We start from the raw sequence: 13798 nt of genomic DNA, 5'->3' as shown, positions 1-13798 counted from the left end.
AATGAAACGCTACGAACGCTTCGCCGATGACATTGCCGAACTGATCCGCTCCGGGGTGCTGGGCCCCGGCCAGCGCGTGCCGTCCGTGCGCTACGCCAGCCAGACCCACGGGGTCAGCCCGTCTACCGTGTTCCAGGCCTATTACCTGCTGGAACGGCGCGGGCTGATCCGCGCCCGGCCGCGCTCCGGGTATTTCGTCAACGCCCACGTTCCGCGTCAGTTCAGCGAGCCGCAGGCGCTGCAGCCGGTGAGCGAGTCTACCGATGTCGACGTCAGCGCCTTGGTATTTTCGATCCTCGACTCGATCAAGGACCCCAACACCATTGCCTTCGGCTCAGCCTTTCCCAGCCCTGAACTGTTCCCGCTGCAACGCCTGTCCCGCTCACTGGCCAGTGCCAGCCGCAGCATGGACCCGCGCATGGTGGTGACCGATCTGTCCCCCGGTAACCCGCAGTTGCGCCGGCAGATAGCCCTGCGCTACATGGTCGGTGGGCTGATGCTGCCGATGGAAGAGCTGCTGATCACCAACGGCGCACTGGAGGCCCTGAACCTGTGCCTGCAGGCAGTGACCCAGCCGGGCGATCTGGTCGCCATCGAGGCCCCGGCCTTCTATGCCTGCCTGCAGGTGCTGGAGCGGCTCAAGCTCAAGGCTGTGGAAATCCCCGTGCACCCGCGCGAGGGCATGGACCTGGGGGTGCTGGCGCAGACCCTGGAAATGCACCCGGTAAAGGCCGTGTGGTGCATGACCAATTTCCAGAACCCGGTGGGTGCAAGCATGCCGGAGGCCAAGAAACAGGCCATGGTGGAGTTGCTGGCGCGCCATCAGGTGCCGTTGATCGAAGACGACGTGTACGCCGAGCTGTACTACTCGCAACAGGCGCCCAAACCCGCCAAGGCCTTCGACACTCAGGGCCTGGTCATGCACTGCGGCTCGTTCGCCAAAAGCCTGGCACCGGGCTATCGCATTGGCTGGGTGGCCGCCGGGCGCTTTGCGCAAAAGATCGAGCGGTTGAAACTGATGACCTCCCTTTGTGCTTCCATGCCGGCCCAGGCGGCCATCGCCGACTACCTGCAACACGGCGGCTACGACCGCCACCTGCGCAAGCTGCGCTACGCGCTGGAGGGCCAGCAGGCCAACATGCTGGCAGCCATCGCCCGCCACTTCCCGGCGCAGACACGGGTCAGCCAGCCTTCCGGCGGCTACTTCCTGTGGCTGGAACTGCCCGAGCAGATGGACGCCCTCAAGCTGTTCCACATGGCCCTGGCCCAAGGCATCAGCATCGCGCCCGGGCCGATCTTTTCGCCCACCCGACGCTTCGGCAATTGCATCCGCCTGAACTACGGCAGCCCCTGGCATGACGGCGCCGAACAGGCCATGGAAACCCTCGGGCGGATCATTCGCTCGTTCTGATAGCGAGGGGCCCGAGCGGCGACTATAGTTGCTGGTTTCGATCATCAGGCCCTCGTCATGCAGCCAGATACGCTTGCGTCCTTTGCCCGATTGCAGGCGCGCGTCGCAGAACTGGAAGCACGCCTGGCAGCGCGCGAAGACAACGTTCAGGCGCATGACAGGCTGCTTGGAGAACTGCTCGACAACAGCGTGGCCAACGTGTTTGCGGCCGACCGCAGCATGCGCCTCTTGGCCATCAACCGCACGGCGCGCGAAACCTTCGAACGTTACCGAGGCTTCGTGCCGCAGGTTGGCGACTACGTACCCCAGTTCCTGACCGATCAACCCGACATCATGGGCCGCCTGGCCCCGATATGGCCGCGCATACTGGCAGGGGAAGCGTTCATCGACACCGTCACCTTCGGGCTGGACGACGCACCACGCCACTACGAAATTCGCTACCACCCGTGGCTCGATGCTCAGCAGCGAATTCAGGGCGGCTACCTGTTCGCCTATGACATCACGCAGCGCGTGACCGAACAGGAACGCCTGCAGCAGGCCGAAGAAGCACTGCGCCAGGCGCAGAAGATGGAGGCGGTCGGCCAGTTGACCGGCGGGATTGCCCATGATGTCAACAACCTGCTGGCCAGCATCCTTGGCGCGCTGGAACTGGCCGGGCAACGTCTGGTGCAGCAACGCCTGGCGGACACCACACAGCTGCTTGAACTCAGCCGGCACAATGCCCAACGCGCCGCAGCCTTGGTGCAGCGCTTGCTGGCATTCTCACGGCAGCAGACGCTGGTCCCGCAACGGGTCGATGTGCAGCAACTGGTGGCCGGCATGCACGACCTGATCAGCAGCTCCACCGGCCCCTATGTCGACTACCACGACCAGACGCATGCCGGACTCTGGCCTATCCGAATAGACGCACAGCAACTGGAAAACGCGCTGCTCAACCTGTGCATCAACGCCCGTGACGCCATGCCGCTTGGCGGCACCTTGAGCATCGGTTGCGCCAATGTCGAAGTGCAAGGCGCCGAAGCCAGGCAACTGGGCCTGGCCGCTGGCCGGTTTCTGCGTATCCGCGTTGAAGACACCGGCATGGGCATGTCCAAAGCAGTGATGCAGCGCGCCCTTGAGCCCTTCTTCACCACCAAGCCGCTCGGCCAGGGCACTGGCCTTGGGCTGTCCATGGTCTACGGCTTTGTGCGGCAATCCGGTGGCCAGCTGGTCATCGATAGCACGCTTGGCCAGGGTACGGCCATCAACCTGTATCTCCCCTGCGATGAAAGCATCGCCGCCGCTTCACCCAGCCCCCACGTCGAGGGGCCTGCGCCTGCGGCCTCGCTTCAGCAGCGCGTGTGCAAGGTGATGCTGGTGGAAGACGAGCCGGCCCTGCGCCTGGTCATGCTGGAGGTATTGCTAGACCAGGGCCATGAGGTTCAGGCATTCGAAGATGGCCGCCAGGCATACAAGGCCTTGCAGGAAGCCCCTGCGCCGGACTTGCTGATCACCGATGTCGGCCTGCCAGGGGGTATCGATGGCTACCAACTCGCGGACGCCTGTCGAGGTATTGCACCCCATGCAGCGGTGCTGCTGATCACAGGCTATGACCTTGCGCACAGTACGGCAAAAGCGCGGCCCCACCGGCGCACCGAATTGCTGGCCAAGCCCTTCGATCTGCAAGCACTTGCCCAGGCGCTTGAACGGCTGCTGGGGAGCACCGCCCAGTCGCCCTGAGTGGCTATTCGCCTGCAGGTGAACACGTTAAAGTCAGGACTTTTCATTGGCCGGACGCAGGCATGCCTTCTCGTGATCTGAACTCACTGCGCCAACAAGTCGAAGACCTCCAGCGACAGAACACACTGCTGGAGCAACGGCTTGCAAGCCTCCAGGCGCACGACCAGGACTTCTATCGCTCACTGTTCGACACCATGGACGAAGGCTTCTGCATCATCGAGTTCTTCGATGGCCCCCATGGCCCCCTGAGTGACTACGTGCACGTGCTGGCCAACGCAGCCTATGCCAAACACGCCGGCATCCCCAACGTGGTGGGGCAAAAACTGCGCGAGATGGTGCCCGATGAGGCGGATGACTGGGTGGCCCGCTATGGCGCGGTGCTTCGCACCGGCGAACCGCTGCACTTCGAGCAGGAACTGATTGCCACGGGCCACGTGCTGTCGGTGACCACTTTTCGCATAGAACCTGCCGAGAAACGCCAGGTAGCGGTGCTGTTCAAGGATGTCACCGAACGCCGGCGTGCAGAGCAGGCCCTGCAGCGCCTGAACGAAGAGCTCGAGCAACGGGTGAATGCCGCACTGGCGGAGCGCCGCTTGTTTGCCGAGCTGGTCGATCATAGTGTGGTCAATGTGCATGTGGTCGACAAGGACCTGCGCTGGCTGGCGGTCAATCGCCAGGCCAGGCATGACTTCCACCTGCTATACGGGAGGACACCCGAAATCGGCGACTACCTGCCCGGGTTGTTCGAGGATGGCACCGCCGGCCAGACGCCTATTCTGCCGATGTGGCAGCGCGCCCTGGCAGGCGAGCAGTTCATCGAGATCGGCACCTTCGGCAAGCCCCCCGCGGTGCGTCATTATGAGTTGCGCTTCAATGCCTTGCGCGACCCCAAAGGCGAGGTACAGGGCGCGTTTCTGTTCGCCTATGACATCAGTGAGCGAGTGCAGGAGCAGGAACGCTTGGCCAAGGCCGAAGCGGCGCTGCGCCAGGCACAGAAGATGGAGGCCGTAGGCCAGCTCAGTGGCGGCATTGCCCACGACTTCAACAATTTGCTGGGCGGCATCCTGGGCGCCCAGGAGTTGATGCGGCAACGCCTGGACCAGTCACGCTTCGACGCCCTGGCGCCCTTGCTGGAGCTGTCCAGCAGCGCGGCGCAGCGGGCCTCTTCGCTGGTGCACCGGCTGCTGGCGTTCTCCCGCCAGCAGACCCTGCAACCCTGCTCCACGCAAGTGGCCACCTTGGTGGCCGGCATGGAAGACCTGCTGCGCCGCACCATCGGCCCGGCGATTACCCTGAGCAGCCGCTTTGCCAGCCAGCTGTGGCCGACCTTCATCGACCCTCCCCAACTGGAAAGCGCCTTGCTCAACTTATGCATCAACGCGCGCGATGCCATGCCTGCCGGTGGTGTGATCGAGATCATCGGCGACAACCTGCTGCTTGACGACGAGCAGGCCGTGGCACTGGAACTGCCGGCCAGCGAGTTCGTGCGGCTGAGCATCGTCGACAACGGTAGCGGCATGTCGGCTGAAGTTGTCGAGCGCGCAGTCGAGCCGTTCTTCACCACCAAGCCGATGGGCCAGGGTACCGGCCTGGGTCTGTCCATGACCTATGGCTTCGTGCGGCAGTCGGGTGGGCAATTACGGGTGCTGTCGGTGCCTGGCGAGGGTACCCGCATCGAGCTGCTGTTACCCCGCCACCACGAGCAAGCCCAGGCGCCAATCAGCAAACCTCCGCGCACGCTCTTGCAAAGAAGCAGCGAGGCTGCAAAACGCATTCTGTTGGTTGAAGACCAGACGGCCTTGCGCCTGGTGATTGGCGAAGTGTTGGAAGAGCTGGGCTATCGGGTGGACGCCTTCGAGAACGGTCCGTCTGCCCTCACCCACCTGCAAAGCGGCGAACGGCCAGACTTGCTGCTGAGCGATGTCGGCCTGCCTGGCGGCCTGAATGGCCGCCAGGTAGCTGAACGTTTCCGTGAGCGCTACCCGGACCTCAAGGTGCTGTTGATCACCGGCTACGATGAGAGTGCGGCGTTCAGCGACGGCCAACCGCTGCAAGGTACGTTGGTGTTGACCAAGCCGTTCGAACTGGAAGCACTGGCAGAGCGGGTTCGCGAGCTGCTGGAACCTTGACGGGCGCTCAGCGCCCGCCGCCCAGGTCGATGAGGCTGCCGGTGGCATAGGAGGCTTTGTCCGAAAGCAACCAGAGGATGGCCTCGGCCACTTCCTCGGGACGCCCCCCTCGGCCCATGGGCAAGCCAGGTTCGAGCTTGCTGACGCGGTCCGGGTCACCCGAAAGCGCATGGAAACCGGTATGGATATAGCCTGGTCGTACGCCATTGACGCGCACGCCCTCGCCTGCCACTTCTTTGGCCAGGCCGATGGTGAAGGTGTCGAGCGCGCCCTTGGAGGCGGCATAGTCGACATATTCGTTGGGCGAACCCAGGCGTGCGGCTACCGATGATACGTTGACGATGGCCCCGCCTTGCCCGCCATGCCGGCGCGCCATGCGCAGCAGGGCGTGCTTGGCGCAGAGCATGGGGCCGACGACGTTGGTCTTCATGACGTTCAGTAGCCGGAACTCGGACATGTCCTCGACCCTGCTCTGCTGGCCGATGGTGCCGGCGTTGTTGACCAGTGCGGTGACGGGGCCGAGCTCGTCGTCGACGCGTAGGAACAGCTGGATGATTTCATCTTCGACGCTGACGTCGGCGCGCACCGCGATGGCTTCGGCGCCCAGGGCGCGGACCTGGCTGAGGATGGCTTCGGCGGCCTGGTCATCGGCGTGATAATTGATGCAGATGCGGTAGCCCTGGCGGGCGGCCAGCAGCGCAGTGGCGGCGCCGATACCGCGGCTGCCGCCGGTGATGACAATGACGTTCTCCATGGGTTTGCCAATGGTTTGGGGAAGGGAACATCGACAATAGGCGAAATCGCGCTGCGTTGGAATGACGAACATCAGCACAGCCAACCCTCTGCTTTTGATCTGGCTTTTGATCTGGCTTTTGATCTGGCTTTTGATCTTGATCTTGATCTTGATCTTCGCGACTTCAGGAGGCCGAACGCAGGCCTTGCGGAGGCAGGTGACGGGCATGGATGCCCGTCAAGCGCTGAGGCCCCAGGATGGGGCCTTCGGCGCGGTCCTGCCGGGAGCAAGGCCGGAGTGAGGGAACCCCGGAGCGCAGCGCAGGGGCCGGATGATGGGAGCGCAGCGTTTTTTGGTTACTTTTTGTCGCGTTTGACAAAAAGTGACTCGCCGTAAGGGCCATCCCTTTCAAGGTCTTTTGGTTTTGGCGGCTTTGATGACCCGATCCGTCGAAACATGAGCATGTACAGCCGTCCCTTGCACCCAGGCCTTCGCTTTGAGCACCTTGGGGCCTCGTGGGCTTTTCGCAACCTGTCTGGGCTGGATGTTTCTGGCCAGCTCCAGCAGGCGCTGAGCCAGGTTTTCCATCGGAACAACGGGCATGTACTCGGATGGCAGGGCAATCTGCATGCCTTCGTAACCCCCTCTGATCTGCACCGCCAAGTGATAGATCGAGGCTTCCCAATTCTCGGGCAAGGCATCGCGGTGAGCCTGTTCAACACTTCGCTTGAGCAAGGCCAGAACGTTGTATGCCAGCACGGCAGTGGTGAATCCAAGCAAGGCGGCTCGCGGACTGCCGAGGGTTTCAATTTCACTTTCCAGAATTGCTTCCAACCGCTGGAACATCCCTTCAATGCTCCAGCGGCGCCGATAGAAGTCTGCGATCTGTTGCGCACTGATGCTCTCGGGCAGGTTGCTCCAGAACATCAAGCTGTTATCACCTGAGTCGTTTGGTGAATGAAGCGTTAACTCGACACGTCGCCAGCGGTGCCCGCCTTTTACTTCGATGGATTGCTCGCGCACAGTGCCTGTGGCGACGGGCATCGGTGCTTGCCACTCACCTTCCTGGATCAAGCGTGGATGCTTGGCCTGCTGGCGAATGACAAATGATGTCTTCACCTGTTCGCACGCCTCCATTACAGGCAGCGTGCAGTAGAGACGGTCAGCGATCCAAACCTGATTGGTCTTTGCTTCAGCCAGCAACGGCAAAACACAAACTCGTTCGCTTGCGTAGGCGTCCTCGCACGGCTGGAGGTCAATTACCTGATCCAGGTCGGGGTCGTAAACCACCACCGAAAACCCGGGGCGAGCCGCTCCGCGCTCTTGGCGCAACGCGCCAAGACGCTTTTCGGTAGAGGCCAAGTGGCTGCCATCGACCACCCGAACTTGCCAATCAGGAAGCATGGCTGAGCAGCCCAACTCATGGATTGTCGGCGCCAAGCGCTGCGCGCAGCCTGTCACCAGAGCACGCAACAGGGCAGGTTCGGTTCGACTGATCTTGTCGTACAGAGCTGCCAGGCTGACGGGAAGGTCGTCCAGTTGTCTTGCCGCAGCATGCAGCGATGGCTTCAAGCCCAATGAAACAAGCGACATCAACTTGATAATGGTCGAGAACAGCAGCTCGCGAGAATACTGCCGTTGGCGGTGCTCCTCGAAAACCTGATCGACCCACTCCGGCGCAATGGCCTGCTCCAAGGCAAGTTTGGCCATTACGCTGGCGGGTGCTTTTTTCTCGAATCGCGCTAGTACATCAGCCCACATCGCTCGGGTCTTCCTGACTGGATTTCAGCGAATTCTACCGAAGACCTTGAAAGGGATGGCCGTAAGGGCGAAAAGGTGAGTCAGCGTCGCCATCGCAAACGGACGGTTCGCTGAGTCAAAACAGACGAGTTCGCATCTTGCTTCTTGCTTCTTGCTTCTTGCTTCTTGGATGTGGGCATTCACATCGAGTAGGTATTCATTCACGCAGGTGGCGCATAGTCACCCTTCCGCCCTTACGGCCATCCCTTTCAAGGTCTTCGGTAGAATTCGCTGAAATCCAGTCAGGAAGACCCGAGCGATGTGGGCTGATGTACTAGCGCGATTCGAGAAAAAAGCACCCGCCAGCGTAATGGCCAAACTTGCCTTGGAGCAGGCCATTGCGCCGGAGTGGGTCGATCAGGTTTTCGAGGAGCACCGCCAACGGCAGTATTCTCGCGAGCTGCTGTTCTCGACCATTATCAAGTTGATGTCGCTTGTTTCATTGGGCTTGAAGCCATCGCTGCATGCTGCGGCAAGACAACTGGACGACCTTCCCGTCAGCCTGGCAGCTCTGTACGACAAGATCAGTCGAACCGAACCTGCCCTGTTGCGTGCTCTGGTGACAGGCTGCGCGCAGCGCTTGGCGCCGACAATCCATGAGTTGGGCTGCTCAGCCATGCTTCCTGATTGGCAAGTTCGGGTGGTCGATGGCAGCCACTTGGCCTCTACCGAAAAGCGTCTTGGCGCGTTGCGCCAAGAGCGCGGAGCGGCTCGCCCCGGGTTTTCGGTGGTGGTTTACGACCCCGACCTGGATCAGGTAATTGACCTCCAGCCGTGCGAGGACGCCTACGCAAGCGAACGAGTTTGTGTTTTGCCGTTGCTGGCTGAAGCAAAGACCAATCAGGTTTGGATCGCTGACCGTCTCTACTGCACGCTGCCTGTAATGGAGGCGTGCGAACAGGTGAAGACATCATTTGTCATTCGCCAGCAGGCCAAGCATCCACGCTTGATCCAGGAAGGTGAGTGGCAAGCACCGATGCCCGTCGCCACAGGCACTGTGCGCGAGCAATCCATCGAAGTAAAAGGCGGGCACCGCTGGCGACGTGTCGAGTTAACGCTTCATTCACCAAACGACTCAGGTGATAACAGCTTGATGTTCTGGAGCAACCTGCCCGAGAGCATCAGTGCGCAACAGATCGCAGACTTCTATCGGCGCCGCTGGAGCATTGAAGGGATGTTCCAGCGGTTGGAAGCAATTCTGGAAAGTGAAATTGAAACCCTCGGCAGTCCGCGAGCCGCCTTGCTTGGATTCACCACTGCCGTGCTGGCATACAACGTTCTGGCCTTGCTCAAGCGAAGTGTTGAACAGGCTCACCGCGATGCCTTGCCCGAGAATTGGGAAGCCTCGATCTATCACTTGGCGGTGCAGATCAGAGGGGGTTACGAAGGCATGCAGATTGCCCTGCCATCCGAGTACATGCCCGTTGTTCCGATGGAAAACCTGGCTCAGCGCCTGCTGGAGCTGGCCAGAAACATCCAGCCCAGACAGGTTGCGAAAAGCCCACGAGGCCCCAAGGTGCTCAAAGCGAAGGCCTGGGTGCAAGGGACGGCTGTACATGCTCATGTTTCGACGGATCGGGTCATCAAAGCCGCCAAAACCAAAAGACCTTGAAAGGGATGGCCCTTACGGCGGGTCACTTTTTGTCAAACGCGACAAAAAGTAACCAAAAAACGCTGGCTCCTATCATCCGGCCCCTGCGCTACGCTCCGGGGTTCCCTCGCTCCGGGCTTGCTCCCGGGAGGACCGCGCTGCAGGCCCCATCCTGGGGCCCAGCGCTTGACGGGCATCCATGCCCGTCACCTCCCTTCGCAAGCCCTGCGCTCGGCCTCCTGAAGTCGCAATCCGCGGCGCCTGGGCTATCGCGCGCTTAGAAGCAAAATCAAAAGCCGAAGCGAGAGCGAGAGCGAGAGCGAGAGCGAGAGCGAGAGCGAGAGCATCGGGATCTTGCCTTGATTTTAGCTCAATGCCCCGCCGATGCCGGGCCCGCCTTAGCGGTAAAGGGCGGCTTGGCGAACCACACCAGCAGAATCAACCCGGCAAACACCCAGCTCATCAAGGTGAAGTAATCCACCGTCGACATCATGTAAGCCTGCCCGTTGAGTATCTGCTCCAGCTGCGCATAACTCTGCGGGCTGGCCCCGCCCAACTGCTCAAGGGTATGCCGCGTCGTCGGGTCGAACTGGCTGATGTGCTCGCTCAGGTAGGCATGGTGCTTATCCGCCCGACGAATCCAGATCCAAGTGGTCAACGAAGCCGCAAAACTCCCGCCCAAGGTTCGCAGAAAAGTCGCCAGCCCCGAACCGTCGGCAATCTGGTGCGGCGGCAGATCGGACAGCAGAATGCTCAAGGTCGGCATGAAGAACAACGCCACGCCAATCCCCATGAACAACTGCACCAAGGCCACGTGCTGGAAGTCCACCTCGCTGGTGAAACCGGCACGCATGTAGCAACTGGTGCCGATCGCCAGGAACGCCAACCCAGCCAGCACCCGCAAGTCGAACCGGTGCGCATATTTGCCCACGAACGGCGACATGATCACCGGCAGCAAACCGATCGGCGCCACCGCCAGGCCTGCCCAGGTCGCGGTATAGCCCATCTGCGTCTGCAACCACTGCGGCAGGATCAGGTTGATACCGAAGAACCCGGCATAGCCCCCGACCAGCACAATGGTGCCAATGCGGAAGTTGCGGTGCACAAACAGGCGCAAGTTGACCACCGGGTGCCGGTCGGTCAGCTCCCAGATCACGAACACCGCCAGGAACACCACCGAAATCAGGCTGCCGACAATGATGAACGACGATTCGAACCAGTCCAGATCGTTGCCCTTGTCCAGCACTACCTGCAAGGCACCGACGCCGATAATCAGGGTCAGCAGGCCAATGTAATCCATCGGCTGGCGGCTGGTGACCACCGGGCGCGTGCGCATCTGCTGGCGCACCACGGCAGCAGCGAACAGCCCGATGGGCACATTGATGAAGAAGATCCATGGCCAGCTGTAGCTATCGGTAATCCAGCCCCCAAGAATCGGCCCGGCAATCGGCGCCACCACCGTGACCATCGCCAGCAGCGCCAGTGCCATCCCCCGTTTTGCCGGGGGGTAGACAGCAATCAGCAGGGTCTGGGTCATCGGATAAAGCGGTCCGGCGACCACGCCCTGCAAGACACGAAAGCCCACCAGCTCGGGCATCGACTGGGCAATACCGCACAGGAACGACGCCAGCACGAACAGCAGCGTGGCCCAGATGAACAGCTTCACTTCACCAAAGCGCCGGCTCAGCCAGCCGGTCAGCGGCAAGGCGATAGCGTTGCTGACCGCGAACGAGGTGATGACCCAAGTGCCTTGCTCGTAGCTCACCCCCAGGTTGCCGGAAATGGTCGGCAGGGCTACGTTGGCGATGGTGGTGTCCAGCACCTGCATGAACGTCGCGAGCGACAGGCCGATGGTGGTCAGCAGCAGACTCGGCGGCGTGAACTGGGCAGCGGCGTTGTTGCTCATCGTTGCGCCGTCTTGCCGGTTGCGCTGTTCTCGTGAATCAGCCGGGCGATCAGGTTGTCGGCTTCCATCAGCTGGTGGTCATACACCTGGGTGGTGTAGCTGGCCTTCTGCGGTGGCTGCTGGGCCAGGGTCGGGCCGCTCTGGTCATGCAGGTCGACTTCAACCACGGTGGACAGGCCGATACGTAGCGGGTGGTCCTTGAGCTGGTCGGGGCTGAGGTGGATGCGCACGGGTACTCGCTGGACAATCTTGATCCAGTTGCCGGTGGCGTTCTGCGCCGGCAGCAAGGCAAAGGCGCTGCCGGTGCCCGCACCAAGGCTGTCGACCGTGCCGCTGTACTTGACCTCACTGCCGTACACATCAGCGGTGATTTCCACCGGCTGGCCGATGCGCATCTCTCGCAGCTGGGTTTCCTTGAAGTTGGCATCGATCCACACCTGATCCAGCGGGATGACCGCCATGGTCGCGGTGCCCGGCTGCAGGCGCTGGCCCAACTGGACGGTACGCTTGGCGACGTAGCCGGTGACCGGCGCGACCAACGTGGTGCGGGCGTGGTCGAGGTAGGCCTGGCGCAGGTCGGCAGCTGCAGCCATGACATCGGGGTGCGAGGACACCACGGTGTCGTCGACCAGCGCGCTGCTGGTGCTGAGCTGTTGCCGCGCGCTGTTGACGGCAGCCTGGGCAACGCTCAGGTCGTCACGGGCGTGGGACAGTTCTTCTGCGGCAATCGCACCGCTGTCAGCCAGCACCTTGCGCCGGTTGAAGTCCTGTTGCGCCTTGCGCAGTTCGGCTTGGCGCGTTTCCAGTTGAGCCTTCAGCGAGTCGACGTTGCTGTAAAGCCCGCGCACCTGCCGCACGCTGCGTGCCAGCTTGGCTTCGGCGGACTGCAAGGCCACTTCGCTGTCGGCCGGGTCGAATTGCAGCAATACCTGGCCGGCATGGACCAGGTCGCCGTCATCGGCCCCGATGCTGGTAACGGTGCCAGCGACCAGCGGGGTGATTTCCACCACGTTGCCGTTGACGTAGGCATCGTCGGTGCTTTCGTGCCAACGCCCGACAATGCTGTACCAGGCCCAGGTGCCGACCCCGGCAAGGATCAGCAGCAACAGCAGGCCAAGCAGCCAAGCCTTGCGCTTGCGCGACGGCTCAGGCGCGACGGAGGGAGTCGGGGTGTCTGTGGGAGTGGCCATGACAATACCTTGGATAATTCGTTACAGGGTTCAACGGTCGCCGAAGCGGCGGATCGTCAACGGGTCGCCAGCACTGAGCAGCACCTTGGCCAGCAGGCCTTCCAGGGTCTTGAGCTCTTCAGGTGCCAGCACGCCGCACAACTCGTTCATGGCGGCGGCGCCGATTTCCGGCAGGCGGTTGGCCAGGCGCTGGCCGTCGGCGGTGAGTGCCAGGCGCACCTGCCTACGGTCGTCGGCGCAGCGGTTGCGCACGATCAGCTCCTTCTGCTCGAGGCGGTCGAGCATGCGGGTCATCGAACCGCTGTCCAGGCCCAGGTAACGGCACAGTTCGGCCGGGGTATCCACCTGGTACTGGGTGACGATGATCAGCACTTTGAACTGCGCGGCGGTGACGCCCTCTGACTCCAGGTGCCAGTCAAGAATGCGGTCTTTGAGGATCGCTGCGCGGCCAAGCAACATGCCGATGGCGCAGGTCTGAAAGTTTTCGGGGGAGAAATGGGCCATCGTTGACTGCTCAGTTAAGTGTGTAGAAATATTACTGCTTAGGCAGTTAATGTCAAAGCCTTCATTAGGCAGCTATGAAATATTCGTGTTTTCTGCCGGTCCCACCGCCCCCGCAGGCGCGCCCTGCGGCCCATCGCGACACACAAGGCCGCCCCTGCCAGGGCCTGCGTAAGGGCGGTTAACGTGCTCGCAGGCCCAGCGCCTCCACCGCCCCGCAAGCAATGGCCATTCCCACCAGCTCTGCGAGGCTGCCCGCCTGCAACCGCTTCATCACCCGGCCTCGGTAAAGGTCCACGGTCTTGACGCTGATGCCCAACTGCTCGGCAATCTCGCGGTTGTTCAACCCTTGGGCCAGCGGTACGAAGACGTCTCGCTCACGCGGCGTCAGGCCGTCGATGCGCGCCTGCACCAAGGCCAGCGCCTGATCGCCCTGTCGCGCCAGCCCGGCGTGCTCCAGCGCAGCCTGAACGCTGTCGAGCAGCAACTGGTCGTTGTAGGGTTTTTCGATGAAGTCGCAGGCGCCGGCCTTGAACGCCCGCACCACGATCGGCACATCGGCATGACCGCTGACGAAGATCACCGGCACCATCAGGCCACGCTCGCGCATCGCCTGCTGCACAGCCAGCCCGCCCAGCCCCGGCATGCGCACATCCAACAGCACACACGCGGGCCCATCATCGACGCAGGCGTCGAGAAACGCCTGCCCGCTGGCGAACGGCAAGGCTTGCAGGCCCACCGACTGCAGCAGCCAGACCGTAGAGTCGCGCATACCCTGGTCGTCATCGACCACATACACTTTTGCTTGCAACACTGCC

Annotated in this window: 10 protein-coding genes; 4 read left to right on the top strand and 6 right to left on the bottom strand. The window is 62.1% G+C overall.

Annotation, left to right across the window (positions count from 1 at the left end; genetic code table 11):
• Position 1 precedes the first annotated feature (1 nt).
• From mapR to LU682_RS12285, 3 genes are all read left to right on the top strand, one after another.
• A complete protein-coding gene (mapR, locus tag LU682_RS12295) occupies positions 2 to 1411 on the top strand; it encodes a GntR family transcriptional regulator MpaR (protein ID WP_010954400.1) in 1410 nt (469 codons plus the stop codon).
• 57 nt (positions 1412 to 1468) lie between these two features.
• A complete protein-coding gene (locus LU682_RS12290) occupies positions 1469 to 3130 on the top strand; it encodes a PAS domain-containing sensor histidine kinase (RefSeq protein WP_060489761.1) in 1662 nt (553 codons plus the stop codon).
• A gap of 62 nt (positions 3131 to 3192) precedes the next feature.
• Entirely contained in the window at positions 3193 to 5259 is a 2067-nt protein-coding gene (locus tag LU682_RS12285; RefSeq protein ID WP_010954402.1) for a PAS domain-containing protein, read from the top strand.
• A 7-nt stretch (positions 5260 to 5266) separates the two neighbouring features.
• Here the strand turns inward: LU682_RS12285 and LU682_RS12280 are convergent, their stop codons facing one another.
• Together LU682_RS12280 and LU682_RS12275 are read right to left on the bottom strand one after the other, a co-directional pair.
• Positions 5267 to 6013, bottom strand: coding sequence for an SDR family oxidoreductase (locus tag LU682_RS12280; protein ID WP_010954403.1), 747 nt, complete (start codon positions 6011 to 6013; stop codon positions 5267 to 5269).
• Between the two features lie 387 nt (positions 6014 to 6400).
• Entirely contained in the window at positions 6401 to 7702 is a 1302-nt protein-coding gene (locus LU682_RS12275; protein ID WP_010952894.1) for an IS4-like element ISPpu8 family transposase, read from the bottom strand.
• 400 nt (positions 7703 to 8102) lie between these two features.
• On the opposite strand from LU682_RS12275, the gene LU682_RS12270 reads away from it, so the two are divergent.
• The gene (locus LU682_RS12270) at positions 8103 to 9404 is read left to right on the top strand and encodes an IS4-like element ISPpu8 family transposase (RefSeq protein ID WP_010952894.1); all 1302 of its coding nucleotides are present in this window, start codon (positions 8103 to 8105) and stop codon (positions 9402 to 9404) included.
• A gap of 349 nt (positions 9405 to 9753) precedes the next feature.
• Here LU682_RS12270 and LU682_RS12265 read toward each other — a convergent pair whose 3' ends face one another.
• From LU682_RS12265 to LU682_RS12250, 4 genes are all read right to left on the bottom strand, one after another.
• On the bottom strand, positions 9754 to 11289 hold the full coding sequence (locus LU682_RS12265; protein WP_232885755.1) for a DHA2 family efflux MFS transporter permease subunit: 1536 nt from the start codon (positions 11287 to 11289) through the stop codon (positions 9754 to 9756).
• Positions 11286 to 12479, bottom strand: a complete 1194-nt coding sequence (locus LU682_RS12260; RefSeq protein ID WP_010954404.1) for an HlyD family secretion protein — start codon at positions 12477 to 12479, stop codon at positions 11286 to 11288. The genes LU682_RS12265 and LU682_RS12260 overlap by 4 nt, the downstream gene beginning before the upstream one ends.
• Before the next feature lie 30 nt (positions 12480 to 12509).
• Positions 12510 to 12983 carry a MarR family winged helix-turn-helix transcriptional regulator gene (locus LU682_RS12255; protein ID WP_010954405.1) on the bottom strand — a complete coding sequence of 158 codons (474 nt, stop codon included), beginning with the start codon at positions 12981 to 12983 and terminating at the stop codon, positions 12510 to 12512.
• Between the two features lie 178 nt (positions 12984 to 13161).
• Positions 13162 to 13794, bottom strand: coding sequence for a response regulator transcription factor (locus LU682_RS12250; protein ID WP_010954406.1), 633 nt, complete (start codon positions 13792 to 13794; stop codon positions 13162 to 13164).
• Positions 13795 to 13798: the final 4 nt, after the last annotated feature.

Source organism: Pseudomonas alloputida, assembly GCF_021283545.2.
In the GTDB taxonomy this organism is placed as follows: domain Bacteria; phylum Pseudomonadota; class Gammaproteobacteria; order Pseudomonadales; family Pseudomonadaceae; genus Aquipseudomonas; species Aquipseudomonas alloputida.
Note: the sequence above shows the minus strand (reverse complement) of the source record. Positions and strands in the feature narration are given on the sequence as shown.

Bases quoted from the DNA above. Each gene is read 5' to 3' on its own strand.
- LU682_RS12260 (WP_010954404.1), bottom strand. From the start codon at position 12,479: ATGGCCACTCCCACAGACACCCCGACTCCCTCCGTCGCGCCTGAGCCG.
- LU682_RS12270 (WP_010952894.1), top strand. From the start codon at position 8,103: ATGGCCAAACTTGCCTTGGAGCAGGCCATTGCGCCGGAGTGGGTCGAT.
- mapR (WP_010954400.1), top strand. From the start codon at position 2: ATGAAACGCTACGAACGCTTCGCCGATGACATTGCCGAACTGATCCGC.
- LU682_RS12285 (WP_010954402.1), top strand. From the start codon at position 3,193: ATGCCTTCTCGTGATCTGAACTCACTGCGCCAACAAGTCGAAGACCTC.
- LU682_RS12290 (WP_060489761.1), top strand. From the start codon at position 1,469: ATGCAGCCAGATACGCTTGCGTCCTTTGCCCGATTGCAGGCGCGCGTC.
- LU682_RS12275 (WP_010952894.1), bottom strand. From the start codon at position 7,702: ATGGCCAAACTTGCCTTGGAGCAGGCCATTGCGCCGGAGTGGGTCGAT.
- LU682_RS12255 (WP_010954405.1), bottom strand. From the start codon at position 12,983: ATGGCCCATTTCTCCCCCGAAAACTTTCAGACCTGCGCCATCGGCATG.
- LU682_RS12265 (WP_232885755.1), bottom strand. From the start codon at position 11,289: ATGAGCAACAACGCCGCTGCCCAGTTCACGCCGCCGAGTCTGCTGCTG.
- LU682_RS12280 (WP_010954403.1), bottom strand. From the start codon at position 6,013: ATGGAGAACGTCATTGTCATCACCGGCGGCAGCCGCGGTATCGGCGCC.